The sequence below is a fragment of the Sphingoaurantiacus capsulatus genome, assembly GCF_042648405.1.
GTDB classification, from domain to species: Bacteria; Pseudomonadota; Alphaproteobacteria; order Sphingomonadales; family Sphingomonadaceae; genus Sphingoaurantiacus; species Sphingoaurantiacus capsulatus.
Genome location: NZ_JBHRXV010000010.1, coordinates 99885 through 123669, shown reverse-complemented (window position 1 = coordinate 123669; position 23785 = coordinate 99885). Strand labels below are relative to the sequence as shown.

Here is a 23785-nt window from a genome sequence, read left to right as displayed (position 1 = left end):
GAACATCCTCCCCTCACCCCGCTCGCCTGCAGGCGAGTCGCCCTCTCCCCGGCGGGGCGAGGGAATGCGCGCTTCCCCTCCCCGCCCCACCGCGCTAAACAGCGCCTTTAATGACTCGCGACACACTTGGACCGACGCCCCTTCCTGCCGGCGTCCATCCGTTTCCGCACAAGCATCTGCTCGGCATCGAAGGCTTGCAGCCCTGGGAGATCAATTATCTCCTCGACGAGGCGGAGCAGTGGATCGAGTTCAACCGCCTGCCCGCCAAGCGCGACGAGCGGCTGCACGGTCTCACCCAGATCAACGCCTTCTTCGAAAATTCGACGCGGACGCTGCTGTCGTTCGAGATCGCCGGAAAGCGCCTCGGCGCCGACGTCGTGAACATGGGCGTCAGCCAGTCCTCGGTGAAGAAGGGCGAGACGCTGCTCGACACCGCGCTCACCCTCAACGCCATGCACCCCGACGTCATCGTCATCCGGCACGACGCATCGGGCGCCGTGCAGCTCATCGCCGAGAAGGTCGGCTGCCCCGTGCTCAACGCCGGCGATGGCCGCCACGAACACCCGACGCAGGCGCTGCTCGACGCGCTGACCATCCGCCGCCGCAAGCGCCGCATCGCCGGGCTCACGGTGGCGATCTGCGGCGACATCCTGCACAGCCGCGTCGCCCGCTCCAACTTCCAGCTGCTCGGCGCGCTCGGCGCCAAGGTGCGCGCGGTGGCGCCGCCAACCCTGATCGGCGAGGACACCGACCGGCTGGGCGTCGATGTCTACACCGACATGGACAAGGGCCTCGACGGCGCCGATGTCATCATGATGCTGCGCCTGCAGCGCGAGCGCATGTCGGGCGCCTATTTCCCCTCGACCCGCGAATATTTCCGCTTCTATGGCCTGACGCAGGAGCGGCTCGCCGCCGCCAAGCCCGACGTGCTGGTCATGCACCCCGGCCCGATGAACCGCGGCGTCGAGATCGACACGGCGGTCGCCGACGACATCAGCCGCTCGGCGATCACCGAGCAGGTGGAGATGGGCGTGGCCGTCCGCATGGCCTGCCTCGATGTGCTGACAAGGTCGCGCCGTGGCGTGGAGGGCTGGGTATGAGCGTGCTCGCCTTCACCAATGCCCGGCTGATCGATCCGGCGAGCGGGCTCGACCGCAGCGGTTCGCTGATCGTTCGCGACCGGGAGATCGAGGCGATCGACGGCGCGGTCCCCGAGGGCGCCGAGGTCATCGACTGCGGCGGCAAGGTGCTGACCCCGGCGCTCGTCGATGCCGGGGTGTTCAAGGCCGACGGCGCCGCCTGCCTCGCCGGCGGCATCATTCGCGTGCTGCTGATGCCCGACCAGTCGCCGCCGGTCGACGACCCGGCCTTGGTCGAGCGCGCGCAGCGGATCGGCAAGCCGCAGGTCTGGGTCCACCCCTTCGCCGCCGCAACGCGCGGGCTCGAGGGCAGCGAGCTGGCCGAGATCGGGCTAATGAAGCTGGCGGGCGCCGCCGGCGTTTCCACCGGCCACCGCTGGATCGCCGACAGCGGCGTCATGCACCGGCTGATGCAATATGCCAGCGGCTTCGACCTCGTCGTCGTGACGCATGCCGAAGACAGCGGCATCGCCGGCGACGCCGTGGCGACCGCCGGCGAGTTCGCCACAAGGCTCGGCCTCTCCTCTGCCCCTGCCTTTGCCGAAGCGCTCGCGGTCGCGCGCGATGTTCGCCTCGCCGAAGCCACCGGCGCGCGGCTGCATATCCGGCAGGTCACCACGGCGGAGAGCATCGAGATCGTCCGCCGCGCCAAGGCGCGCGGGGTGCGCGTCACCTGCGGCGTGACCCCGGCGCACATGCTGCTCAACGATCAGGCGACGCTCGGCTACCGCACCTTCGCGCGCATGTCGCCGCCGCTGCGCAGCGAGGACGATCGGCTGGCGGTGCTGGCCGCGCTTGCCGACGGCACCATCGACGTCATCGCCTCGGGCCATGATCCGCGCACGCAGGAGGACAAGCGCCTCCCCTTCGCCGACGCCGCCCCCGGCATGGTCGGCGCCGAGACCTTGCTCGCGCTGGCGCTGACCCCGGTGCACGATGGCCGCCTGCCGCTGATCGACCTGCTGGCCAAGCTCAGCAGCAATCCCGCGCAGCTTTTTAGCCTGCCCGGCGGCAAGCTCGCGGCCGGCGAGCCCGCCGACCTGCTGCTGTTCGACCCCGGCGCGCCGTGGCGCATCGACGCCGACCGCTTCGCCGCCGACAATACGCCGTTCGACGGATCGCCGGTGCAGGGTCGCGTGCTGATGACGGTGAAGGGCGGCGAGATTTTCCGCTAGGCGGTGATGACCGCCTTCGGCGGCAGCTCGAACAGCGTGATGAAGTCGGCCGCCAGCTTCCGGTCGCCGGTGACGGTCAGCAGCCCCGCCGCCTCCATCGCCTCGATCGGCTGGCCGCCGTAGACGACGCCTGCCATCACCGGCGCTTCCGGCATCGCGAAAATCACCTCGGCGCCGTCGAGCGTTCCCCGCCGCACGCCGATTTCGGCGTCGTGCAGATGGGCGAGGAAATCCTCCACACCGATGCGGAAGCCGATCTTCGCGTCGATCCCTTGCGCGAGGTCGCGCTTCAGCATGGTGCGGAACGACAGGAACAGCGACGTGGCGCTCAGTGGCATCGTCGGGTCGTGCTGCGGTGACCGCGCCGCCCAGCGGCCCATCACCTGCAGGATCACCTCCGCCTCATAGCCCCAGGGCGTCAGCTCATAGACCTGCGCGCTGGCCGGCGGCGGCAGGCGGCGGCGGGTCAACACATTGGCCGCTTCCAGCCCCTCCAGCCGCTGCGTCAGCACATTGGCGCTGATTCCGGGCAGCCCGGCGCGGATGTCACCGAACCTTTTCGGCCCCAACATAAGTTCACGCATTACCAGCAGGGCCCAGCGCTCCCCGATGAGGTCGAGCGCATGTGCCGTGCCGCAGGCATCGTCGTAGCGTCGCTTGTCGCCTTTGGTTACTTTTTCTAACTCCATGGTTGTTTTTTATAACTAACGGCGGCATCATCGTCAAATCCGATTCGGCACAGAAAGCCTAAGCGATGCCCAAGATGATCTTCGTGAACCTGCCGGTGGCCGACCTCGCCAAGTCGCGAGCCTTCTATGAGGCGCTCGGCGCGACCAACGAGCCGAAGTTCACCGACGAGACCGGGGCCGCGATGATGCTGTCCGACGTGATCGGCATCATGCTGCTGACCCACGACAAGTTCCGGCAGTTCAACGCGAAGGCGATTTCCGACGCGAGGACCAGCTGCGAGGTGATCAACTGCTTCTCGGTCGACAGCCGCAGCGAGGTCGACGCGGTGGTCGAAAAGGCCGGCGGCGCCGGCGGGCGCGCCGATGCCGCGACCACGCAGGACTATGGCTTCATGTACTCGCGCAGCGTCGAGGACCCCGATGGTCACATCTGGGAAGTGATGTGGATGGACCCCGTCGCCGCCGAAAACGGCCCGCCGGCCGTCGAAGCCTGAACCGCCAATCCCTGGGAGAGACGAGATGACCGATCATGCACAGCAAGGCCCGCTGACGGGCATCACCCCGCACATCACCATCCGCGACGGCCGTGCCGCAGAGGCGATCGACTTCTATGTGAAGGCATTCGGCGCCGAGGAGGCGATGCGCATGCCCGCCGACGATGGCAAGCGGCTGATGCACGCCCACGTCCGCATCAACGGCGGCTCGCTGATGATGCACGACGATTTCCCTGAATATACCGGCGGCCCGACCGGCGCGCCGACCGCGGTGACTCTGCATCTGGAAGTCGACGACGCCGACCGCTGGTTCGAGCGCGCGGTCGCCGCCGGCGCGACGGTGACCATGCCGCTCGAGGACCAGTTCTGGGGCGACCGCTACGGCAATGTGCAGGACCCGTTCGGCCACACCTGGTCGATCGGCGCCCCGATCAAAAAGGACGCGTGATGAGTGGCCCTTGCGTATCGGCCTTCGACTGGGTGCCGGACTTCGCCCGCGGCCTCGTTCGTGACCTGCGCGTCCGCTGGGCGCTGGAAGAGGCGGGCATCGCCTATGACAGCGACCTGAAGAACTTCGAGGAGTCGAAGGGCCCGGCGTATCGCCAGTGGCAGCCGTTCGGACAGGTGCCGGCCTATGACGACGGCCAGGTGCGGATGTTCGAATCCGGCGCGATCGTCACGCACATCGCGCTCGGCAGCGAGGCGCTGATGCCGCGCGACGAAGCCGGCCGCGCCCGCGCGCTCACCTGGATCTTCGCCGCGCTGAACAGCATCGAACCGGGCGTGTCGCAACTCGCCGAGACCGACCTGTTCCACGAAGGCGAGGACTGGACGAAGGAACGCCGCCCGCAGGTCGAGGAAGAGCTGCGCCAGCGCCTCGGCGAACTGTCCGCGCAGCTGAACGGCCGCGACTGGCTCGAGGACCGCTTCACCGCCGGCGACCTGATGATGTCGACGGTGCTGCGCAACCTGCGCCAGACCTCGATCCTGAACGACTACCCCGTGCTGACCGCCTATCAGCACCGCTGCGAGGCGCGCCCCGCCTTCCAGCGCGCGCTCGCCGCGCAGCTCGGCGATTTCAAAGAAGCAGCCTGAGGAGAGAGATATGTATATCGACGGCTTTCTGATTCCGGTGCCCAACGGCAACCGCGAGGCCTATCGCGCGCTGGCCGCCAAGGCGGCGCCGATCTTCATCGAGCATGGCGCGCTGCGCGTCGTCGAATGCTGGGGCGACAATATTCCCGACGGCAAGGTCACCGACTTCAAGCGCGCCGTGAAGGCCGAGGCCGATGAGAATGTCGTGTTCTCGTGGGTGGTCTACCCGTCGAAGGAAGCGCGCGACGCGGCCCAAGAAAAGATCATGAACGACGAGCGCATGAGCGGCAGCGACATGCCGTTCGACGGACAGCGCCTGATCTTCGGCGCCTTCGAGCCGATCGTCGACCACGGCGAGAAGGCGTGAGCATCGCGAAGATCAGCCCCTCCTTCTGGTACGCGAAGGAGGCCGAGGAGGCAGCGAAACTCTATGTTTCGCTGTTTCCCAACTCGCGCATCGACCGGACGACGACGATGCCGACCGACACGCCGAGCGGCCCGCCCGGGTCGGTCGTCGTCGTCGAGTTCACCCTCGACGGCCAGTCGTTCACCGCAATGTCGGCGGGTCCGCTCGATCCGTTCAACCACGCCATCTCGTTCACCATCAACTGCGCCGACCAGGCGGAGATCGACCATTATTGGGACGGCTTCCTGTCGGCGGGCGGCACCACCGAGCAATGCGGCTGGCTGAAGGACAAGTTCGGCGTCTGCTGGCAGGTCGTACCGGTCGCGCTCAACGACATGATGGCGAGCCCTGACCGCGCGGCCGCCAAGCGCGCGGCCGACGCCATGCTGAAGATGGTCAAGCTCGACCTCGCCGCGCTTCAGGCGGCGTTCGACGGCAAGGCCTGACGCCTAAGCCCGGGTCGGCTGCGGCACCGCCGGGCCGACCCGGCGCACGAAGCAATCCTTCTGCCGCGCCTGCAACGCCTCGCAGAGGTCGATCGCGGCGCCGCGTTGGCTGAAGCCGGCGACCGACAGGCGGTAGTAGCGCTTCTCCCCCACCATCTTCTCGCTGCGCGACGGCGCGCGGCCGTCGAGCAGGTCGCCGACGCGGCGCTGGAGGGTTGCCCAGTTGCTGTCGACCAGCTCGGGCGTGTCGTAGGCGCCGAGCTGGACGACCCATTGCCGGGCCGGCGCCGGGGTGGGCACGGACAGGCTGGCTTTACGCAACGCCACTTGCACAGGGGGGCTCGTCGTGAGGGTCGGCGGAGCCGCCACGTCGGCAACCTGCACCGCCGGCGCCGCCATCGGCGCGACATAGGCAAGGCCGATCGGCCGACCGGGGTCGCCGCCGTCGGGCGTCACCGCCAGCAGGCCGGCGGTCTGCGCCGCCGGATCGGCGGTCGAGGCGAGCAGCGCCCAGTGGCGCATCCGTCCTTCCACCGCCTGCGGGTCGAGATCCTGCGCGGCGACGACGCGGGCGCGCGCCCATTGCCCGTCGAGCGCATAAGCGAGCGCGAGATTCTGCCGGATGCGCGGGGAAGCCTCGGCGCCCCGCGCCGCCGCTTCCAGCAGTTCGACACCACGCGCGGTCTGCCCGGCCAGCGCATAGGCCAGGCCGGCGTCGGGCAGCGACGCGATACGGTCGAGCTCGCCGACCGCCGCCACCGCATTGCCCTGCGCCAGCAGCGCCAGCGCCTTCTTCAGCCGCAGCGCGCTGTCGCCCGGCGCCAGACCGAGCGCATCGTCATAGGCCTGCGCCGCCGAGCGGAAACGGCCAGAAGCGAGATAGACCTGCGCCAGCGTCCGCCGCGCCTCGATATCGGCAGGCGCGACTTCGACCTTCGCCTCGGCCATCGCGATGCCGGCGCCGCGCATCTGCTGCTCGGCAGCGGCCTGGACCTGCGCCTGCAGCACCGCAGCGCCACGCGACGGCTGCGCGTTCATCGCCTTGGTGGCGGCGCCCTGCTGACAGCCCGCCGCGGTCAGTGCGGTCGCCACCAGCAGCAGCGCCTGGATCGCTTTGATTGCCATGGCTACGCCCGCCCCTGCTCGAATTCGTCGAGCAGCCGGTCGAGCGCCTCGATCACCAGCGACTGGCTCGACCGGTGACGATGCGCCCCCATCAGCCGCAGGCGCAGATGACGCTCCTCGTCGAGCCGCAGGGTGAAGGCCGACTTGCCATGTGCGCCCGCTGCCGCGCGCGGCTTCGGCTCGGCGAAACTTTCGATGAGCGCGGCCTGTTGCTGCACCACTGCGGGCGGCGGCACCTCGTCGGCGACCGGCTGGCCGAAGGCGATCGGCACCAGCTTCGGCGACGGATCGGGCTTAGGCTCGCCGCCCGCTTCTCCCATGTCGTTCCAGCCGAGATCCTCCTCGGCGTTGAAGATTTGCGGGCGCATCGCCGGGCGCGCGCCGCCCTTGCGGGCGAGCAGGTTGCCGGTCAGTGACGCGACGGATCGGGCTTCACGCATGTCGCTGCCTTTCACCCAACGGCCTTGCGGCCGAAGCCGCCGGCAACGCCGAGCCGCGGCGCGGACGCCGCCATCGTGCCGGGCACGTTGAACACGGTGCGGCGGAAGTTCCGCTCCAGCCGGTCGGCGATATAGGTCCAGAGGCCCGCCACTTCGGCGGCCGACTTGCCGTTCGGGTCGGTCTCCATGACCGTTCGCCCGTCGATCATCGAAGCCGCGAAATCGGTGCGCTGATGGATGGTCACCGGCGCGACAGTGCCATGCTGCGACAGCGCGACGGCGGCCTCATGGGTGATGCGCGCCTTGGGCGTCGCGGCGTTGATGCAGAACACCAAAGGCTTCCCCGCCCGCTCGCAGATATCGACCGTGGCGCCGGCGGCGCGCAGATCGTGCGGGCTCGGCCGTGTCGGGATGACGACCAGTTCGGCCACCGCGATCACGCTCTGAATCGCCATCGTGATCGCCGGCGGCGTATCGATCACCGCCAGCTTGAACCCTTCGGCGCGCAGCGCGTCGAGGTCGGCGACCAGCCGCGCGACACTGGTCTGCGCGAACGCCGGCACGTCGGCCGCGCGTTCGTTCCACCAGTCGGCGAGCGAGCCTTGCGGATCGATGTCGATGAGCACCACCGGCCCGGCGCCGGCGAGTTGCGCCTGAACGGCGAGATGGCCGCTGAGGGTGGTCTTTCCGGACCCGCCCTTCTGCGACGCCAGTGCGAGAACGCGCATGTCCGCAAACCCCAAGTCTACGAATTTCCCCGCTGACGGAGTCGCACGGCCCGTCCTAAGAATCCGTAAAGATTCATGAAGGTTAAAGAGCCGAAATGCCTCTTCCCCTTGTCTTTTCAAAGTCTTGCACTTGAAATAACAAGCTGAGCGATCTATTTTTCGCCTTCGACCGGCCGCCGCGAATGTGCGGCAAATCGTGGCGTTCGCAGGCCATACGCCCATCATGTTCATGCGGCAGGCGGCAAAATCTGCTAAGGCTCGCCGCCTTTATGTAGACGGTGCGTTCGAGGGGACTTCGGGGGACATGCGCAACAAGAGCTGGATTGCGTCGCTGGGGGCAGCGGCCATCCTGATCGCCACGCCGGCGATGGCCGGCGTCAAGGAAGGCGTCGAAAAATGGCACGCGGGCGACCACAAGGGCGCCGTCGCCGAATGGATGCCGTTCGCGGCGCGCGGCGATGCCGATGCGCTGTTCAACCTCGGCCAAGCCTATAAGCTCGGCCGCGGCGTCGCCAAGAACGAGAACATCGCGCTCGACTATTATCGCAAGGCCGCGACGCGCGGCCACCCGCCGGCGCAGGAGAAGCTCGGCATCACCCTCTATACCGCCGCCGATACCAAGACCGAAGGCATGCGCTGGCTCGAGCAGGCGGCGAAAGCGGGTCAGGCACGCGCGCAATATGTGCTCGGCGTCGCCCACTTCAACGGCGAGGCCGCTGCCAAGAACTGGCCGCTCGCCTATGCCTATATGCTGCGCGCCAACAACGGCGGCGTGCCGCAGTCGACCACCGCGCTGGCGACGATGAACGCCAATATCTCGACGAACGACCGCGCCAAGGGCGAGGAAATCGCCAAGACCTTCGCCGCCCCGCCGCCGATCGCCGAGGCGGAGGCGACCGCGGTGGCCGCCGCGACTCCGCCGGCGCCGCGCGCGCCGATGCCGGCCCCGACGGAGAGCAGCCCGCTCGCCGTGAAGACCGCCGCCGCCTCACCCGCGCCGATCCAGACCGCTGCCAACGGCCGCTGGCGCGTGCAGCTCGGCGCCTTTTCGCAGCGCGGGATGGCGGTCGAGGCGTGGACGGCGCTGAAGAATTCCCAGCCCGCGGTCGTTGCCGGGGCCGAGCCGACCTATGCCGAAGCGGGCAAGATGATCCGCCTTCAGCTGGGGCCGTTCGCCAGCAAGGGCGACGCCCAGCGCCTCTGCGGCAAGCTGCAGACGGTCGGACGCAACTGCTTCGTCGTTGGAAGCTGATCGGCCAAGCCGCTTAAAATTTACGCTTTCTTCGCACCGCTGCTTCAAGTCTGATGGCAGCGAAGCGAATCGGGGGCGTCATCACATCATGTCGGAAGGCAGCGTATATCGGCTGGTCGGGCGCCGCGCCTTCGCGCGGTTTCGCCGTCGGCGGATGTGCGTGATCGAGGCCGGCACGCGCCGCGATCCGGCCCGGCTGCGCGACATTTCCGCCGCCGGCGCCACGCTCGACACCAACGCCCGCCCGCCACTCGGCGAGGCGGTGCGGCTGCATCATCCCGAGGCCGGCGAGATCGCCGCGCACGTCAGCCGGCACACCCGCGAGGGCGTGGGCCTGAGCTTCGAGGTCAGCGATGCCTCGGTTTCCTTCGCCATGCTGGCGCTGGCGACCGACATGACGGAGGCCTAGTCGGCTACCCACTCCCGGCGCGGAATGCCCTGCGCATAGAGCAGCGCGGTCAGGTCGCCTTGGCGCACCGCCGCGGCGGCGGCCGCCTCGGTCTTCGGCTTCGCGTGATAGGCGACGCCCAAGCCCGCTGCCTCGATCATCGGGATGTCGTTGGCGCCGTCGCCCACCGCCAGTGTCGCGTCGATCGGAATGCCGTGCACCGACGCCTCGGCGCGCAAGGTCTTGAGCTTGGTGTCGCTGTCGACGATCGGCTTGGCGACCGTCCCGGCCAGCGCCTCGCCGTCGATCAGCAGCTCATTGGCAATCACCTTGGCAAAGCCGATCGCCGCGCCGACCCGGTCGGCGAAGGCGGTGAAGCCTCCCGACACCAGCACGCTGTGGCTCCCGCGCGCGCGCATGGTCTGCACCAGCGTCCGGGCGCCTGGCATCAGCCGCACCCGCTCTTCATGGCATCGGTCGATTGCGGTGGCGGCGAGGCCCTTCAGCAGCGCCACCCGCGCATCGAGCGCCTCGGCGAAATCCAGCTCGCCGCGCATCGCCGCCTCGGTCACCGCTGCGATCTGCGGCTTGATGCCGGCATAGTCAGCCAGTTCGTCGATGCATTCGACGGTGATCATCGTCGAATCCATGTCGGCGATGATCATCTGCTTCTCTCGCGTCGCGCGCGGCTGCACGAAGATGTCGATCGGCAGGCCGAGCGCGTCGACCGCCGCGCGCGCCGCCGCCACCTCGGCGCCGCGGAACTGCACGTCGCACGCCTTGTCGCGGTCGATCCAGCCGGTCATGCCCAACTGCGCGTCGATCCCGCGCAGCGCATCGCTTGCGGCGGACACGTCACCGGGCGACAAGCGCTCGGGCGCGACAAGGGTCAGGATGTTCATGAAGAAGCCACCGCTGGCCGTCATTGCAGGACCGACCGCCAGCGGCAAGTCTGCGATGGCGCTCGACCTCGCGGAGCGGCGGAACGGCGTGGTCATCAATGCCGACGCCAGCCAGGTCTATGCCGACCTGCGCATCGTCAGCGCCCGGCCCTCGATGGCCGAAGAAGCGCGCGCGCCGCATCGCCTCTACGGCATCGTCGATGGGGCGGTCGCCTGCTCAGCCGCCGCCTGGGCGGCGATGGCGCGCGAGGCGATCGCCGAGGTTCAGGCGGAAGGCCGCCTGCCGATCCTCGTCGGCGGTACCGGTCTCTATATCCGCACGCTCCTTGATGGCATCGCGCCGGTCCCCGAAATCCTCGACGATGTGCGCGACGCCGTGCGCGCCCTCGACAATCCCCACGCCGCGCTTGCCACCGAAGACCCGGCGATGGCCGCCCGCCTCCGCCCCTCCGACCGCCAGCGCTCCGCACGCGCGCTCGAAGTGTGGCGCGCCACCGGCCGCTCGCTCGGCGACTGGCAGCAGGGCAATGTCGGCGGCATCGGCGAGACGATCGAACTGGAGCCCTATGTCGTCGAGATCGACCGCGACGACCTTTACGCCCGCTGCGACGCACGCTTCGACATCATGCTCGCCGAAGGAGCACTCGACGAAGTCGCCGCCCTCGCGGCGCGGCACCTCCCCCCTGCCCTGCCGGTGATGAAGGCGCTGGGCGTCCCGCCCCTCCTCCGTCACCTCGCCGGCGAGATCGATCTCGCCACGGCGGCGGCAAACGCAAAGCAGGACACCCGCCGCTACGCCAAGCGCCAGCTCACCTGGTTCCGCAACCAGGCACCGGGCTGGCGGCGTCTCGGAAATGGTGGAAGTCTTTCGTAATTTTATTTCCAATCTCGTGTTGACGCTGAAACTTTATATGCTATTCCGCATCCCCTTGCTGTCGTGGTGAAGAGTGGATCGTGGACATGGCTGGCCCCAACCAGACCGGAGCGGAGATCATCGTGCAGGCGCTGGCCGACCTCGGTGTCGAGGTCGTGTTCGGCTATCCGGGCGGTGCCGTTCTTCCGATCTACGACGCGATCTTCCAGCAGGACCGCATCCGCCACATCCTCGTCCGCCAGGAAGGCGGCGCGGTTCACGCGGCCGAGGGCTATGCGCGCTCGACCGGCAAGCCGGGCGTGGTGCTCGTCACCTCCGGCCCCGGCGCGACCAATGCGGTCACCGGCATCGCCGACGCGCTGCTCGATTCGATCCCGCTGGTCATCATCACCGGCCAGGTGCCGACGCACCTGATCGGCACCGACGCCTTCCAAGAATGCGATACGGTCGGCATCACCCGCCACTGTTCGAAGCATAATTATCTGGTGAAGGACGCCGACAAGCTCGGCCAGACGGTGCACGAGGCCTTCCACATCGCCACGTCGGGCCGCCCCGGCCCGGTGGTGATCGACATCCCCAAGGACGTGCAGGTGATGAAGGCGCGCTACACCGCGCCCAAGGCCATCGAGCACAAGACCTACCGCCCGCAGGTCGACGGCGACGCCGCGCTGGTCTCGGCGGCCGTGGACATGCTGGCCGCGGCCGAGCGGCCGATCCTCTACACCGGCGGCGGCGTCATCAATTCCGGCCCGGCGGCGAGCGCCGCGCTGCGCGAACTGGCGGCGCTGACCGGCGCACCGGTGACCAGCACCCTGATGGGTCTCGGCGCCTTCCCGTCGGCCGACCCGCAGTGGCTCGGCATGCTCGGCATGCACGGCACCTATGAGGCCAATCTGGCGATGAACCAGTGCGACCTCATGCTCTGCCTCGGCGCGCGCTTCGACGACCGGGTGACCGGCCGCCTCGACGCTTTCTCGCCGGGCAGCCGCAAGATCCACGTCGATATCGACCGCTCGTCGATCAACAAGAATGTCCGCGTCGATCTCGGCATCGTCGGTGACGTCGGCGCGGTGATCGAGGCGATGCTCGCCGAATGGAAGCGCCGCGGCCACCGCGCCGCCGACCTCCACGAGTGGAACGCCCGCATCGCCGGCTGGAAGGCGCGCGACTGCCTCGCCTTCGAGCAGAAGAAGGGCGCCGAGATCCTGCCGCAGCACGCCATCAAGCAGCTGTACGATGCGACCAAGCATCTTGACCCGATCATCTCGACCGAGGTCGGCCAGCATCAGATGTGGGCCGCCCAGCATTTCGGCTTCGAAGGCCCCAACCGCTGGCTCACCTCGGGCGGCCTCGGCACCATGGGCTATGGCCTGCCCGCCGCGATCGGCGCGCAGCTCGGCCACCCTGACCGGCTGGTCATCGACATCGCCGGCGAGGCGTCGATCCTGATGAACATCCAGGAAATGTCGACGGCCAAGCAGTATCGCCTGCCGGTCAAGATCTTCATCCTCAACAACGAATATATGGGCATGGTCCGCCAGTGGCAGGAGCTGAACCACGGCGGCCGCTATTCGGAAAGCTATTCGGAGGCGCTACCCGACTTCGTGAAGCTGGCCGAGGCCTATGGCTGGAAGGGCCTGCGCATCGAAACGCTCGACCAGCTCGACGACGGCATCGCCGCGATGCTGGCGGAGCCCGGCCCCGTGATGGTCGACTGCCGCGTGGCGAAGCTCGCCAACTGCTTCCCGATGATCCCGAGCGGTGCGGCGCATACCGAGATGATGCTGCACGCCGCCGAGGTTGTCGGCGCCGCGAGCAGCGAGGGGCAGGCGCTCGTCTGATGGCCCGCAAGGTGGAAGCTTCCGAGCGGCATACGCTCTCCGTCATCGTCGATAACGAGGCTGGTGTGCTCGCGCGCATCGTCGGGCTGTTCTCGGCCCGCGGCTACAATATCGAAAGCCTGACCGTCGCCGACGTCAGCGCCGACCATGCCGTATCGCGGATCACCGTCGTCACCACCGGCACCGCGCATGTGATCGAGCAGATCCTCGCGCAGCTCGACCGCATCGTCGCGGTGCACAAGGTCACCGACCTCACCGCGCTCGGCCCGCATGTCGAGCGCGAGATGGCACTGGTGAAGGTCGCGGGCAGCGGTGTCGAACGTGACGAGGCGCTGCGCATGGCCGATGTCTATCGCGCCCGCGTCGTCGATGCGACGACCGGTTCGTTCGTGTTCGAGGTGACCGGGTCGACCGACAAGATCGACACCTTCGTGGCGCTGATGGGCGAGGTCGGCCTCGTCGAGGTCGTCCGCACCGGCGTCGTCGCCATCGCGCGGGGCCGCGAGGCGCTGTAATTCACATCCACTGGATTTTTCGGGGCGAAGAGGAAGCTTTCCATGCGCGTGTACTATGATCGTGATGCCGACGTCGGGCTCATCAAGGGCAAGAAGGTCGCCGTCATCGGCTATGGCAGCCAGGGCCACGCGCACGCGGCGAATTTGCGCGATTCCGGCGTCGCCGAGGTCGCCGTCGCGCTCCGCGCCGATTCCGCGACCGCCAAGAAGGCCGGCGAGGCCGGCTTCAAGGTCGTGTCGAATGCCGAGGCCGCCAAATGGGCCGACGTCATCATGATGCTGGCGCCCGACGAATATCAGGCGGCGATCTACGAGCAGGATTTGAAGCCCAATATGAAGCCGGGCGCCGGCCTCGCCTTCGCGCACGGCCTCAACGTCCACTTCGGCCTCATCGAGCCTCGCGCCGACATCGACGTGTTCATGATCGCGCCGAAGGGCCCCGGCCACACGGTGCGCAGCGAATATCAGAAGGGCGGCGGCGTCCCCTGCCTCGTCGCCATCGCGCAGGATTCGAGCGGCAACGCGCATGACATCGCCCTTTCATACGCCTCGGCGATCGGCGGCGGCCGTTCGGGCGTCATCGAGACGACCTTCCGCGAGGAATGCGAGACCGATCTGTTCGGCGAGCAGGCGGTGCTCTGCGGCGGCGTCACCAATCTCGTCATGGCCGGCTTCGAGACGCTGGTCGAGGCGGGCTACGCCCCGGAGATGGCCTATTTCGAGTGCCTGCACGAGGTGAAGCTGATCGTCGACCTGATGTACGAAGGCGGCATCGCCAACATGCGCTACTCGATCTCGAACACCGCCGAATATGGCGACTACAAGACCGGCCCGCGCATCATCACCGACGAGACCAAGGCGGAGATGCGCCGCGTGCTCGCCGACATTCAGCAGGGCCGCTTCGTCCGCGACTTCATGCTCGACAACCGCGTCGGCAACCCCGAGCTGAAGGCGGCGCGCAAGCTGCAGGCGCAGCACCCGATTGAGCAGGTCGGCGCCAAGCTCCGCGACATGATGCCGTGGATCGCCAAGAACAAGCTGGTCGACAAGGCGAAGAACTAAGGGCTCGGCCTAAATCCAGCGCGGCACCTCGCGGCGGTAGGCGTCATAATCGGCGCCGAAGACCCCCGCGAGGTGCACCTCCTCGAGCCGCACCTGTACCTGGATCAGCGCCTCGCCGAGCAAGAGCGCGGCGAGCGTCGCCGCGTTGGGGTCGGCGAGGAACAGCCCGGCGAGATTGAGCCGCATGCCGAGGAAGATCGGGTTGCGGCTGCGCCCGAACAGCCCGCGGCGCACCAGCGGCGGCTGCGTGCCCGGCTCGATGCCGATGCGCCATGACGCGCCCATCTGCGCCTGCGCCGCGACGATCCAGGCGAGCGAGGCCAGCAGCAGCCCCCACCCCACAAATCGCAGCGCCGGCAGCGCCAGCCAGTCGATCGCGCCGAGCGCCGACGCCGGCAGCCCGGCGGCCCGCGCGATTAGCAAAAGCATCATCACGGCGATCAGTCCCCGGAACCAGCTCGCGAGGACGCCATGCGCGCTGTCGTCACGCGCCAGCACCAGCGCATTCACCCGGTCGCGCCGCCACAGGCGAAGCGTCGGCCACACGAAGGCCGCGGTGAAGTAGAACAGGAAGAACAGCAGCAGCGCTGCGGCGGGGCTGACGACCATGGGCCGGTCCTTTCCGACGTTTCGAGTCGGTGCGGACCCTGCACCCCGTGACCGCTACAGGGTCAAGCGGCGGTTCGCGGAGCGAGGAGGATTATGGCGGCGCCCGCGAGGCAGACGGCCACGCCGATCAGATCCCAACGATCCGGCCGCACGCCTTCCACCAGCCACAGCCATGCCAGCGATGCGGCGATGTAGACGCCGCCATAGGCCGCATAGGCACGGCCGGCAGCAGCGCTGTCGACCAGCGTCAGCAACCAGGCGAACAGCGCCAGCGACGCCATGCCCGGCAACAGCCACCATGCCGACGCTCCGTTCCGCGCCCAGGCCCAGAAGGAAAAGCAGCCGGCAATCTCGGCAACGGCGGCGAGGACATAGGCGAGCAAGGTCACGTCGCTTCCTAGCCCGCCCCCGAACCGCGTGCATAGAAAAAGGGCCGGTGCAGCGCACCGGCCCTTGTTTCCCTGTCCGAAGCCTTAGGCCGCGGCGGTCTGGCGGCGGCGGCGCGACATCGCCGCGAGCATCGCCCCGAGGCCGAACAGCGCCATCGTACCGGGCTCAGGCACCGGGTTCGGATTGGGATCCGGGTCCGGGTTGCCGACCGGGCGCGTGGTGCCCGAGAAGAAGGTCGGCTGACCATTGATCACGGTGTGAACCTCGAGGCTGGTCGTGGTCGACGGGCCGCCGTAGCCGTGCAGCGCGGCAACGATCAAATTGCCGTTCATCGCGCCATACTGCGCCTTCGCCGCCGCCTGCGTGGCGAGGACCGAGCCGTTCCAGCTGCCGTTAAAGGTCAGCGAGGTTGCCTCGTAGAAGTTCCACAGGATCTTATCCATCGTGATCCCGCCCGACAGGTTCAGGCCGGTGTTCAGCAGCGTCAGGTCGCTGCCCGCCACGTTGATGATCACGGTGGCGCCAGACGGCGCGTTGATGTTGAAGCCGCCGGTCGAGCCTTCAAGAACCGCCTCGGTGATGCCGAAAACGTTGAGGCCCGCGCCGCCGGTGAGGAAGAGCTGGTTCCACTGGAAGGTGCCGGCCGGATCGTTCGGGCCGACCTGCGCCTGCGACAGCGCGGTCAGGCTCGCCGCAGCGGCCGCGAAGTCGACCGGCTGGGTGATCGAGCCCTGCGTCGCCGGCGGGTTCATCCAGCCCGGCTTGGTGAAGCTGGTGCCGTAGGTGACCGAGCCGTTGACCGAGCCGCCCTGGTTCGGGTTGATCCACACCGAGCCGCCGGCCGACAGATTGCCGTGGAACGTCGGGTTGTTGGCGGTGACGTTGCCGTACACGACCGTGCTGCCGTTGATCGAGCCGCTGGTCACGTTGAGGTTGCCGCCAACGACGAGGTTGGTCGGGCTGCCCTGGCTCAGCTGGCTGCCGATCTGCACGCCGTTCAGCTGCAAGTTGCCGCCGACGGCGAGCTTACCGTGGGTGTCGACATACTGCATGTTCGTGTTGCCAAGAACGAAGGCATTGTAGTCGCCGGCAACGCCGAGCGGACCCGCGACGGCCGGCGCGGCAGCCAGCAGCATCAGAGCGGCGAGAGTGTGACGAACCACTGGTAACCCCCAGAACAGATAACGGACTAAATCGAGTTGCCACCCATCAAGCAGCATCCGTGCCAAAAGCTAAGCCACTGTTTTATAAAGGTATAATTCATCGCCTTTTGTGACGGTGTAAAATCCACCGACTCTGGGCGAAACGAGTTTGAACACGTCGTTATTTCACCTTTGCGCATAAGATAAATACGGGGTGTCAACAACATCTAAACGATGCTTCGGTAACGACATGTCGCGATGCAAATCGTGCAAGCAGCTTAATTTCTGTCGAGGGCCCGCTGGACAACCGATCCGAACAAATGCACACAGGCGCCATCATGCGAGCCATTCAGGCCCTTCTCCTTCTTCGACTTGCGCGCCCTTAGGCGCGCGAAGGACGCTGCCCCGTCGCCGGGGCGATCGCATCGCCGCCTAAGGGACATCCGACCAAGACGTTCTGCCGGATGAAGAAGGCGCGACCCAGATGACCGATACCGTCCTCGTATTCGACACCACCCTGCGCGACGGCGAGCAATCGCCCGGCTGCTCGATGAACCTCGCCGAAAAGCTGCGCGTCGCCGCCCAGCTCGAAACGATGGGCGTCGACATCATCGAAGCCGGCTTCGCCATCGCCTCCGAAGGCGATTTCGAGGCGGTGAGCGAGGTGGCGAAGCAGTGCAAGCGCGCCACCGTCGCCAGCCTGGCCCGCGCCGCCACCGCCGACATCGACCGCGCCTGGGCCGCCGTGCGCCACGCCGGCAAACCCCGCATCCACACCTTCATCGCTACCTCGCCGCTCCACATGCGCGTGAAGCTCAACATGGCGCCCGAGGCGGTGCTGGAGGCGATCCGCGGCAGCGTCAGCCACGCCCGCAACATCTGCCCCGACGTCGAATGGTCGGCGGAGGATGCGACCCGGTCGGACCCGGACTTCCTCGCCCGCGCCATCGAAACGGCGATCCGCGCCGGCGCCCGCACCATCAACCTGCCCGACACCGTCGGCTATGCGACTCCCGAGACCTATGGCGCGATGTTCCGCGACATGATTTCCCGCGTGCCCAACGCCGATCAGGCGATCTTCTCGACGCATTGCCATAACGACCTCGGCCTCGCCGTCGCCAACACGCTGTCGGCGGTGATGGCGGGGGCGCGGCAGGTGGAATCGACCGTCAACGGCATCGGCGAGCGCGCCGGCAACGCGGCGGTCGAGGAGATCGCGATGGCGCTGAAGGTGCGCCACGACGCGATGCCCTACCGCACCAACGTCGTCTCCACCGAGATCACCCGCGCCAGCCGATTGGTGTCGGGCATCACCGGCTTCCAGGTGCAGCCCAACAAGGCGATCGTCGGCGCCAACGCCTTCGCGCATGAAAGCGGCATCCACCAGGACGGCATGCTGAAGGACGCGTCGACCTACGAGATCATGACGCCGGAATCGGTCGGCCTCTCCGAATCCAACCTCGTCCTCGGCAAGCATTCGGGCCGCGCCGCCTTCCGCCAGAAGCTCGCCGACCTCGGCTATGCGCTCGCCGACAATGAGTTTCAGGACGCGTTCAAGCGCTTCAAGGACTTAGCCGACGCCAAGAAGCAGGTGTTCGACGAGGATATCGTCGCGCTGGTCGACGACGAGGTGCTGCGCGGCCATGACCGCATCCGCGTCGTCGAGGTCGAGATCTACAGCGGCTCGCACGCCCCGGCGCGCGCGGTGCTGACGCTCGCTATCGACGACGTGACCAAGACGGCGACCGCACGCGGCAACGGCCCGGTCGATGCGCTGTTCAACGCCATCCACGAGCTGGTGCCGCACGACCGCGGCGTGCTCCATCTCTATGAGGTGCACGCCGTCTCCGAAGGCACCGATGCGCAGGCCGAGGTGAGCGTGGTGCTGCGCGAGGACGGTCGCTCGGTGCGCGGCGTCGGCGCCGACGTCGACACACTGATCGCCTCGGCGCGCGCCTATGCCAACGCGCTCAACAAGCTGATGGTGAAGCGCGGCCGCTCGGCGCTCGACGCGAAGGCGTCCTAACTGGCGAGCTTGTGCGGGTTTTCGACCTGCAGCGCGTAACCGGCCGAGCGTACCGTGCGGATGACGTCGGGCAGCGTGTCGTCGAGGTTCACCGCGCGGCGCAGCCGGCGGATATGCACGTCGACGGTGCGCGTCTCGATATCGCCGTCGCGGCCCCAGACCGCATCCATCAGCTGCTCGCGTGAGAACACCCGCTCCGGATGCTCGAGCAGGTGGCGCAGCAGCCGGAATTCGGTCGGGCCGATCGACAGCTGCTTGCCGTCGCGGCTCACCTTGTGCGTCGCCGTGTCCATGCTGATGCCCGCATAGTCGAGCGTGCCGCCGGTCAGCGCCGGGCGCAGACGGCGCAGCACGGCGCGGATGCGCGCGATCAGCTCGCGCGGGCTGAACGGCTTCGTCAGATAATCGTCGGCGCCGGTCTCGAGGCCGCGGACCCGGTCGGCCTCTTCGGCGCGCGCGGTCAGCATCAGGATCGGCACGTTGGCGGTCGCCGGCGAACGGCGCAGGCGGCGGCACACCTCGATGCCCGACACGCCCTCGACCATCCAGTCGAGAATGACGACGTCGGGCAGCTCTTCCTCGGCGAGCATCAGCGCTTCTTCGCCGTCGGGCGTCGAGGTCACGTCGAAATCGGCGGCGCCGAGGTTGTAGCGGATCAGCTCGACGAGGCTCTCGTCGTCCTCGACCAGCAGGACCTTCGGTTTCATCACGCGCCTTCCGCCGTGTCGCCCGGCGTGATGTTAACATAAGGCGTCGCGTCGGCCTTGGGCCGTTCGCCGATATGTTCGCCGGTCACGCCATAATGCACCATCTCGGCGACGTTGGTGGCGTGATCGCCGACGCGCTCGAGGTTCTTGGCGATGAACAGCAGGTGCGCCGAGGCGGTGATGTGGTGCGGATTCTCCATCATGTAGGTGAGGAGCGCCCGGAACAGGCTGTTGTAGAAATCGTCGACCTGCTTATCGCGCTGGCACACCGCCACCGCCAGCTCGGCGTCGCGGTTGACGAAGGCGTCGAGCACATCGCGAACCATCCGCGCCACGATCCGCCCCATCTCGGGGAGGATGCTCACCGGCTGGATGATGCTGTTCTCGGCGAGCACCGGCGTGCGCTTGGCGATGTTCTTGGCATAGTCGCCGATGCGTTCGAGCACCGAGCTGATCTTCAGCGCGGCGATGACCTCACGAAGGTCGTCGGCCATCGGCGCGCGCAGCGCGATGATGCGCACCGCGAAGCGTTCGACCTCGGCTTCGAGCGCGTCGATCGACTTGTCCTGCGCGACGACCTTCATCGCACCCTCGCTGTCGCGGCGGGTGAGCGCGTCGATCGCCGCGGTGATCTGTTCCTGCGCGAGGCCGCCCATCTCGCTGATCAGCGAACGGAGCTGGCGAAGGTCGTCGTCGAACGACTTGACCGTGTGACCCTGGCTCTGCGTCATGTGCCAATTCTCCTCAGCCATAGCGGCCGGTGATATAGTCTTTGGTGCGCGTTTCGCGCGGGTTCGTGAAGATCTCCGACGTATCGCCGTATTCGACAAGCGTGCCGAGGTGGAAGAACGCCGTCTTCTGGCTGACGCGCGCCGCCTGCTGCATATTGTGCGTGACGATGACGATCGCATAGCGGCCGCGCAGTTCGTCGATCAGCTCCTCGATGCGCGCCGTGGCGATCGGGTCGAGCGCCGAGGCCGGCTCGTCCATCAGCACGACTTCGGGGTCGACCGCGATGGCGCGCGCGATGCACAGGCGCTGCTGCTGGCCGCCCGACAGCGCGGTGCCGCTGTCGGCGAGGCGGTCCTTCACCTCATCCCACAGGCCGGCGCGCTGCAGCGAGGTGGCGACGATCTCGTCGAGGTCGGTTTTCGATCCGGCCAAGCCGTGGATGCGCGGCCCGTAGGCGACGTTCTCGTAGATCGATTTCGGGAACGGGTTCGGCTTCTGGAACACCATGCCGACGCGGGCACGCAGCTGCACCACGTCCATCGCCGCGCCATGGATGTCCTGCCCGTCGAGGCGGATCTCGCCGGTGACCTTGGCGCCCTCGATGGTGTCGTTCATCCGGTTGAGGCAGCGCAGGAAGGTCGACTTGCCGCAGCCCGACGGGCCGATGAACGCGGTGACGTTCTCGCGGCCGATGTCGATCGACACCTCCTTCACCGCCTGCTTCGCCCCGTAGGACACGCTGACGTTGCGCGCGGTCATCTTGACCGTTTCGTTGGGCGTCGCGTGCTGCGCGGTCGCCGCCGATACCGGCGCGGATAAGGCCATGTCGTTCACCACCGTCTCTCGAACTTGTTGCGAAGGTAGATGGCAAGCCCGTTCATCAACATCAAAAAGACCAGCAGCACGATAATGGCTGCCGATGTCTTCTCGACGAAGCCGCGCTGGACATCATCGGACCACAGGAAAATCTGAACGGGCAACACCGTCGCCGGGTTGCTGAGGCCCGAGGGCACGTCGGCGACGAAGGCGCGCATGCCGATCATCAGCAGCGGCGCCGTCTCGCCGAGCGCGCGCGCCATGCCGATGATCGTGCCGGTGAGGATGCCGGGCAGCGCCAGCGGCAGCACATGGTGGAACACCACCTGCACCGGCGAGGCGCCGACGCCGAGCGCGGCGTCGCGGATCGACGGCGGCACCGCCTTGATGGCGACGCGCCCCGAAATGACGATCACGGGAAGCGTCATCAGCGCCAGCGTCAAGCCGCCGACCAGCGGCGCCGACCGCGGCATGCCGAAGAATTGCAGGAACACCGCGAGACCGAGCAGGCCGAAGATGATCGACGGCACCGCGGCCAGGTTGTTGATGCTCACCTCGATGATGTCGGTGAAGCGGTTCTTCGGCGCATATTCCTCGAGGTAGATCGCCGCCAGCACGCCGACCGGGAAGCTGATCAGCAGGGTGACCAGCAGGGTCAGCAGCGAGCCCTTCGCCGCGCCCCAGATGCCGGCCAGCTCCGGATCGGTCGAATCCGCCATCGACAGGAAAGTGGTGTTGAGGCCGGTACGGATCTTCCCCGCCGCATCGAGCCTTTTGTGCTCGCGGATCAGCTGCGGGTTCACCGCGCCGGTCGGCGACTCCTTGTTAAGGATGCCCTTCGCCAGCAGGTCGATGTCGCTGGTCGCCGGCACCCACAGATCTGCCTGCATACCGAGCAGCGAAGGATTCTCCATCAGCGCCTCGCGCAGCCGCAGCCACGCGCCCTCGCTGACCACGCCGTCGGCATCGGGGCCGACGCTCGCCGCGACCGCGGCATCGAGCAGGCCCTGATAATTGGCCTGCTGCAGCACGACCTGCGCATTGGGCCCGCGCGCCGCCGCCGGGTCGATGCCGAGGATCGCGGGCGAAAAGGCGACGGTCAGCTTGACGTCGGTGCGCTGGAAGCCGGTCAGCCCCTTCGACCCGATGCTGACCAGCAGGAAGGCCAGGAAAGCTGCGGCGAGCAGCAGCGCGCCGAGCCCCGCCAGCCGGAACAGCCGTTCCGAGCGGTAGCGGCTGCGGATGCGCGCCTGCATCGCCGACGAGCTCCACTCGGTCGGCGCGCGGCTGCCGATCGCGGCGCTATTCATAAGCCTCCCGATAGCGCTTCACGACGCGGAGCGCGTAGATGTTGAGGATCAGCGTCACCACGAACAGCACCAGGCCGAGTGCGAAGGCCGACAGCGTCTTCGCCGAGTCGAACTCCTGATCGCCAGTCAGCAGCTGGACGATCTGCGTCGTCACCGTAGTCACGCTCGAGAAGGGGTTGGCGGTGAGGTTGGCGGCAAGGCCCGCCGCCATCACCACGATCATCGTCTCGCCGATCGCGCGGCTGACCGCGAGCAGCACGCCGCCGACGATGCCGGGCAGCGCGGCGGGGATCAGCACGCGGCGGATGGTTTCCGAGGTGGTGGCGCCCATCGCAAGGCTGCCGTCGCGCATCGCCTGCGGCACCGCGTTGATCGCGTCGTCCGCCATCGAGGAGACGAACGGGATGATCATGATGCCCATGACGAGGCCGGCGGCGAGCGCGCTTTCCGACGAGGCGTTCTCGATGCCGATCGACAGCGCGAAGTCACGCACCGCCGGCGCCACGGTCAGCGCCGCGAAATAGCCGTAGACGACGGTCGGCACGCCGGCGAGCACCTCGAGCAGTGGCTTCATCGTCTTGCGCGTCGCGGGCTTGGCATATTGCGTCAGGTAGATCGCCGACATCAGGCCGAGCGGAATGGCGACGATCATCGCGATGATCGCGCCGATGAAGATCGTGCCCCAGAACAGCGGGACCGCGCCGAACGCGCCCGACGAGCCGACCTGATCGGCGCGCATCGCCGTCTGCGGCGACCAGGTGGTGCCGGTCAGGAATTCGATCGGCGACACCATCGTGAAGAAGCGCCAGCTTTCGAAGATCAGCGAACCGACGATGCCGATGGTGGTGGCGATCGCCACCAGCGAGGCGAGCACCAGCATGCCCATGACGAAACGCTCGACCCGCGGCCGGGCGCGGAAATCGGGGCGGACACGGGTGAGCGCATAGGCGCCGCCGGCCAGCGCCAGCGCAGCGGCCAGGCCGAGGACCATCAGGTTGAGGCTGTTGCGCGCGCTGCGCCACACCATTGCGGCGCGCTCGGCATTCGGATCGAACGCCGCCTGCATTTCGCCGGTGGCGACGCCGCGCACTTCATTGAGGAAGGCTTGGCGGTCGAGGTTGGTCGCCGGGCGCTGCGCCGCGGGCACCGAATCGAGCGCCTGCGCGTCGATGATGTTCTGGTCGACAACACTCCAGGTGGCGACGAGCAGCAGCGCCGGCACCAACGCCCACAGCACGACGAACCAGCCATGCTGGTTGGGCCGCGAGTGGACGGCGCCGATGTCGCGCGCGCCGGCGCCCTTCGGTGCGGCGAAGGCGCTCGCCCGCGCCCGGGCGGTGAAATATGCGATAATGCCGAGCCCGAGGACGATCAGCGTGATGGCAGACAGCGTCATCCTCGCGTCACCCCCGTGCCTTTCCGTTTGTTGTCATAAAAGCCCCGGCACCGCGGTAGCTGCCCGCGGTGGACGCCGTATGACAA

Annotated in this window: 27 protein-coding genes; 14 read left to right on the top strand and 13 right to left on the bottom strand. The window is 67.8% G+C overall.

What is annotated here, in order from left to right; translation table 11 throughout:
- Window positions 1–110: 110 nt before the first annotated feature.
- Window positions 111–1100: an aspartate carbamoyltransferase catalytic subunit gene (locus ACFOMD_RS11205; RefSeq protein ID WP_380861349.1), complete on the top strand. Its 990-nt coding sequence runs from the start codon at window positions 111–113 to the stop codon at window positions 1098–1100.
- Window positions 1097–2314 (top strand): dihydroorotase, encoded by a 1218-nt coding sequence (locus ACFOMD_RS11200; protein WP_380861347.1) that lies wholly within the window; start codon window positions 1097–1099, stop codon window positions 2312–2314. The genes ACFOMD_RS11205 and ACFOMD_RS11200 overlap by 4 nt, the downstream gene beginning before the upstream one ends.
- On the opposite strand, the gene ACFOMD_RS11195 is transcribed toward ACFOMD_RS11200, so the two are convergent.
- On the bottom strand, window positions 2311–3003 hold the full coding sequence (locus tag ACFOMD_RS11195) for a winged helix-turn-helix transcriptional regulator (RefSeq protein ID WP_380861345.1): 693 nt from the start codon (window positions 3001–3003) through the stop codon (window positions 2311–2313). The two genes, ACFOMD_RS11200 and ACFOMD_RS11195, sit on opposite strands and share 4 nt — an antisense overlap.
- Before the next feature lie 65 nt (window positions 3004–3068).
- On the opposite strand from ACFOMD_RS11195, the gene ACFOMD_RS11190 reads away from it, so the two are divergent.
- The 5 genes from ACFOMD_RS11190 to ACFOMD_RS11170 are packed head-to-tail and all read left to right on the top strand — an operon-like array spanning window position 3069 to window position 5444.
- The gene (locus ACFOMD_RS11190) at window positions 3069–3497 is read left to right on the top strand and encodes a VOC family protein (RefSeq protein ID WP_380861344.1); all 429 of its coding nucleotides are present in this window, start codon (window positions 3069–3071) and stop codon (window positions 3495–3497) included.
- A gap of 25 nt (window positions 3498–3522) precedes the next feature.
- On the top strand, window positions 3523–3945 hold the full coding sequence (locus tag ACFOMD_RS11185; RefSeq protein ID WP_380861343.1) for a VOC family protein: 423 nt from the start codon (window positions 3523–3525) through the stop codon (window positions 3943–3945).
- A complete protein-coding gene (locus ACFOMD_RS11180; RefSeq protein ID WP_380861342.1) occupies window positions 3945–4592 on the top strand; it encodes a glutathione S-transferase family protein in 648 nt (215 codons plus the stop codon). The genes ACFOMD_RS11185 and ACFOMD_RS11180 overlap by 1 nt, the downstream gene beginning before the upstream one ends.
- Window positions 4593–4602: 10 nt before the next feature.
- Complete coding sequence (locus tag ACFOMD_RS11175) at window positions 4603–4959, top strand: DUF1428 domain-containing protein (RefSeq protein WP_380861340.1); 357 nt, start codon at window positions 4603–4605, stop codon at window positions 4957–4959.
- Complete coding sequence (locus ACFOMD_RS11170; protein WP_380861338.1) at window positions 4956–5444, top strand: VOC family protein; 489 nt, start codon at window positions 4956–4958, stop codon at window positions 5442–5444. Before ACFOMD_RS11175 ends, ACFOMD_RS11170 begins: the two co-directional genes overlap by 4 nt.
- 3 nt (window positions 5445–5447) lie before the next feature.
- Here the strand turns inward: ACFOMD_RS11170 and ACFOMD_RS11165 are convergent, their stop codons facing one another.
- From ACFOMD_RS11165 to ACFOMD_RS11155, 3 genes are read right to left on the bottom strand one after another with little or no spacing between them, the layout of a single operon-like run.
- Window positions 5448–6569, bottom strand: a complete 1122-nt coding sequence (locus ACFOMD_RS11165; RefSeq protein WP_380861336.1) for an SPOR domain-containing protein — start codon at window positions 6567–6569, stop codon at window positions 5448–5450.
- A gap of 2 nt (window positions 6570–6571) precedes the next feature.
- A complete protein-coding gene (locus ACFOMD_RS11160) occupies window positions 6572–7009 on the bottom strand; it encodes a hypothetical protein (protein WP_380861334.1) in 438 nt (145 codons plus the stop codon).
- Between the two features lie 11 nt (window positions 7010–7020).
- Window positions 7021–7737, bottom strand: a complete 717-nt coding sequence (locus ACFOMD_RS11155) for an AAA family ATPase (RefSeq protein ID WP_380861332.1) — start codon at window positions 7735–7737, stop codon at window positions 7021–7023.
- A 304-nt stretch (window positions 7738–8041) separates the two neighbouring features.
- Between ACFOMD_RS11155 and ACFOMD_RS11150 the strand changes: the two genes are divergently transcribed.
- Window positions 8042–8989, top strand: a complete 948-nt coding sequence (locus ACFOMD_RS11150; RefSeq protein ID WP_380861330.1) for an SPOR domain-containing protein — start codon at window positions 8042–8044, stop codon at window positions 8987–8989.
- Between the two features lie 88 nt (window positions 8990–9077).
- Entirely contained in the window at window positions 9078–9398 is a 321-nt protein-coding gene (locus ACFOMD_RS11145; RefSeq protein ID WP_380861328.1) for a PilZ domain-containing protein, read from the top strand.
- On the opposite strand, the gene serB is transcribed toward ACFOMD_RS11145, so the two are convergent.
- Window positions 9395–10279, bottom strand: coding sequence for a phosphoserine phosphatase SerB (serB, locus tag ACFOMD_RS11140; protein WP_380861698.1), 885 nt, complete (start codon window positions 10277–10279; stop codon window positions 9395–9397). The two genes, ACFOMD_RS11145 and serB, sit on opposite strands and share 4 nt — an antisense overlap.
- Here serB and miaA point away from each other — a divergent pair.
- The 4 genes from miaA (at window position 10278) to ilvC (ending at window position 14571) form a co-directional block, all read left to right on the top strand.
- Window positions 10278–11153, top strand: a complete 876-nt coding sequence (gene miaA, locus ACFOMD_RS11135) for a tRNA (adenosine(37)-N6)-dimethylallyltransferase MiaA (protein WP_380861326.1) — start codon at window positions 10278–10280, stop codon at window positions 11151–11153. The genes serB and miaA overlap by 2 nt on opposite strands.
- Before the next feature lie 86 nt (window positions 11154–11239).
- Window positions 11240–12994 (top strand): acetolactate synthase 3 large subunit, encoded by a 1755-nt coding sequence (locus tag ACFOMD_RS11130; RefSeq protein WP_380861325.1) that lies wholly within the window; start codon window positions 11240–11242, stop codon window positions 12992–12994.
- A complete protein-coding gene (ilvN, locus tag ACFOMD_RS11125) occupies window positions 12994–13509 on the top strand; it encodes an acetolactate synthase small subunit (protein ID WP_380861323.1) in 516 nt (171 codons plus the stop codon). The genes ACFOMD_RS11130 and ilvN overlap by 1 nt, the downstream gene beginning before the upstream one ends.
- Window positions 13510–13551: 42 nt before the next feature.
- Complete coding sequence (ilvC, locus tag ACFOMD_RS11120) at window positions 13552–14571, top strand: ketol-acid reductoisomerase (RefSeq protein WP_380861321.1); 1020 nt, start codon at window positions 13552–13554, stop codon at window positions 14569–14571.
- Between the two features lie 9 nt (window positions 14572–14580).
- Here the strand turns inward: ilvC and ACFOMD_RS11115 are convergent, their stop codons facing one another.
- The 3 genes from ACFOMD_RS11115 to ACFOMD_RS11105 form a co-directional block, all read right to left on the bottom strand.
- Window positions 14581–15180, bottom strand: coding sequence for a methyltransferase family protein (locus ACFOMD_RS11115; protein ID WP_380861319.1), 600 nt, complete (start codon window positions 15178–15180; stop codon window positions 14581–14583).
- A gap of 62 nt (window positions 15181–15242) precedes the next feature.
- Window positions 15243–15569 (bottom strand): YnfA family protein, encoded by a 327-nt coding sequence (locus ACFOMD_RS11110; RefSeq protein ID WP_380861317.1) that lies wholly within the window; start codon window positions 15567–15569, stop codon window positions 15243–15245.
- A gap of 84 nt (window positions 15570–15653) precedes the next feature.
- Entirely contained in the window at window positions 15654–16733 is a 1080-nt protein-coding gene (locus tag ACFOMD_RS11105) for a choice-of-anchor A family protein (protein ID WP_380861315.1), read from the bottom strand.
- A gap of 463 nt (window positions 16734–17196) precedes the next feature.
- On the opposite strand from ACFOMD_RS11105, the gene ACFOMD_RS11100 reads away from it, so the two are divergent.
- A complete protein-coding gene (locus ACFOMD_RS11100; protein WP_380861313.1) occupies window positions 17197–18738 on the top strand; it encodes a 2-isopropylmalate synthase in 1542 nt (513 codons plus the stop codon).
- Here ACFOMD_RS11100 and phoB read toward each other — a convergent pair.
- From phoB to pstC, 5 genes are all read right to left on the bottom strand, one after another.
- Window positions 18735–19445, bottom strand: coding sequence for a phosphate regulon transcriptional regulator PhoB (phoB, locus tag ACFOMD_RS11095; protein ID WP_380861311.1), 711 nt, complete (start codon window positions 19443–19445; stop codon window positions 18735–18737). The genes ACFOMD_RS11100 and phoB overlap by 4 nt on opposite strands.
- Complete coding sequence (phoU, locus tag ACFOMD_RS11090) at window positions 19445–20176, bottom strand: phosphate signaling complex protein PhoU (RefSeq protein WP_380861309.1); 732 nt, start codon at window positions 20174–20176, stop codon at window positions 19445–19447. Before phoU ends, phoB begins: the two co-directional genes overlap by 1 nt.
- A gap of 13 nt (window positions 20177–20189) precedes the next feature.
- Window positions 20190–20936, bottom strand: a complete 747-nt coding sequence (gene pstB / locus ACFOMD_RS11085) for a phosphate ABC transporter ATP-binding protein PstB (RefSeq protein WP_380861696.1) — start codon at window positions 20934–20936, stop codon at window positions 20190–20192.
- A gap of 71 nt (window positions 20937–21007) precedes the next feature.
- Window positions 21008–22303, bottom strand: coding sequence for a phosphate ABC transporter permease PstA (pstA, locus tag ACFOMD_RS11080; RefSeq protein WP_380861307.1), 1296 nt, complete (start codon window positions 22301–22303; stop codon window positions 21008–21010).
- Window positions 22296–23699: a phosphate ABC transporter permease subunit PstC gene (gene pstC, locus ACFOMD_RS11075; RefSeq protein WP_380861305.1), complete on the bottom strand. Its 1404-nt coding sequence runs from the start codon at window positions 23697–23699 to the stop codon at window positions 22296–22298. The genes pstA and pstC overlap by 8 nt, the downstream gene beginning before the upstream one ends.
- Between the last annotated feature and the right edge of the window lie 86 nt (window positions 23700–23785).

Coding starts and splice junctions, on each gene's coding strand:
- phoB (WP_380861311.1), bottom strand. CDS start 19,445: ATGAAACCGAAGGTCCTGCTGGTCGAGGACGACGAGAGCCTCGTCGAG.
- ilvC (WP_380861321.1), top strand. CDS start 13,552: ATGCGCGTGTACTATGATCGTGATGCCGACGTCGGGCTCATCAAGGGC.
- miaA (WP_380861326.1), top strand. CDS start 10,278: ATGAAGAAGCCACCGCTGGCCGTCATTGCAGGACCGACCGCCAGCGGC.
- ACFOMD_RS11190 (WP_380861344.1), top strand. CDS start 3,069: ATGCCCAAGATGATCTTCGTGAACCTGCCGGTGGCCGACCTCGCCAAG.
- pstB (WP_380861696.1), bottom strand. CDS start 20,936: ATGACCGCGCGCAACGTCAGCGTGTCCTACGGGGCGAAGCAGGCGGTG.
- ACFOMD_RS11205 (WP_380861349.1), top strand. CDS start 111: ATGACTCGCGACACACTTGGACCGACGCCCCTTCCTGCCGGCGTCCAT.
- ACFOMD_RS11200 (WP_380861347.1), top strand. CDS start 1,097: ATGAGCGTGCTCGCCTTCACCAATGCCCGGCTGATCGATCCGGCGAGC.
- pstC (WP_380861305.1), bottom strand. CDS start 23,699: ATGACGCTGTCTGCCATCACGCTGATCGTCCTCGGGCTCGGCATTATC.
- ACFOMD_RS11160 (WP_380861334.1), bottom strand. CDS start 7,009: ATGCGTGAAGCCCGATCCGTCGCGTCACTGACCGGCAACCTGCTCGCC.
- ACFOMD_RS11100 (WP_380861313.1), top strand. CDS start 17,197: ATGACCGATACCGTCCTCGTATTCGACACCACCCTGCGCGACGGCGAG.
- ACFOMD_RS11145 (WP_380861328.1), top strand. CDS start 9,078: ATGTCGGAAGGCAGCGTATATCGGCTGGTCGGGCGCCGCGCCTTCGCG.
- ACFOMD_RS11115 (WP_380861319.1), bottom strand. CDS start 15,180: ATGGTCGTCAGCCCCGCCGCAGCGCTGCTGCTGTTCTTCCTGTTCTAC.
- serB (WP_380861698.1), bottom strand. CDS start 10,279: ATGAACATCCTGACCCTTGTCGCGCCCGAGCGCTTGTCGCCCGGTGAC.
- pstA (WP_380861307.1), bottom strand. CDS start 22,303: ATGAATAGCGCCGCGATCGGCAGCCGCGCGCCGACCGAGTGGAGCTCG.
- ACFOMD_RS11195 (WP_380861345.1), bottom strand. CDS start 3,003: ATGGAGTTAGAAAAAGTAACCAAAGGCGACAAGCGACGCTACGACGAT.
- ACFOMD_RS11130 (WP_380861325.1), top strand. CDS start 11,240: ATGGCTGGCCCCAACCAGACCGGAGCGGAGATCATCGTGCAGGCGCTG.
- ACFOMD_RS11155 (WP_380861332.1), bottom strand. CDS start 7,737: ATGCGCGTTCTCGCACTGGCGTCGCAGAAGGGCGGGTCCGGAAAGACC.
- ACFOMD_RS11165 (WP_380861336.1), bottom strand. CDS start 6,569: ATGGCAATCAAAGCGATCCAGGCGCTGCTGCTGGTGGCGACCGCACTG.
- phoU (WP_380861309.1), bottom strand. CDS start 20,176: ATGACGCAGAGCCAGGGTCACACGGTCAAGTCGTTCGACGACGACCTT.
- ACFOMD_RS11150 (WP_380861330.1), top strand. CDS start 8,042: ATGCGCAACAAGAGCTGGATTGCGTCGCTGGGGGCAGCGGCCATCCTG.
- ACFOMD_RS11180 (WP_380861342.1), top strand. CDS start 3,945: ATGAGTGGCCCTTGCGTATCGGCCTTCGACTGGGTGCCGGACTTCGCC.
- ilvN (WP_380861323.1), top strand. CDS start 12,994: ATGGCCCGCAAGGTGGAAGCTTCCGAGCGGCATACGCTCTCCGTCATC.
- ACFOMD_RS11175 (WP_380861340.1), top strand. CDS start 4,603: ATGTATATCGACGGCTTTCTGATTCCGGTGCCCAACGGCAACCGCGAG.
- ACFOMD_RS11185 (WP_380861343.1), top strand. CDS start 3,523: ATGACCGATCATGCACAGCAAGGCCCGCTGACGGGCATCACCCCGCAC.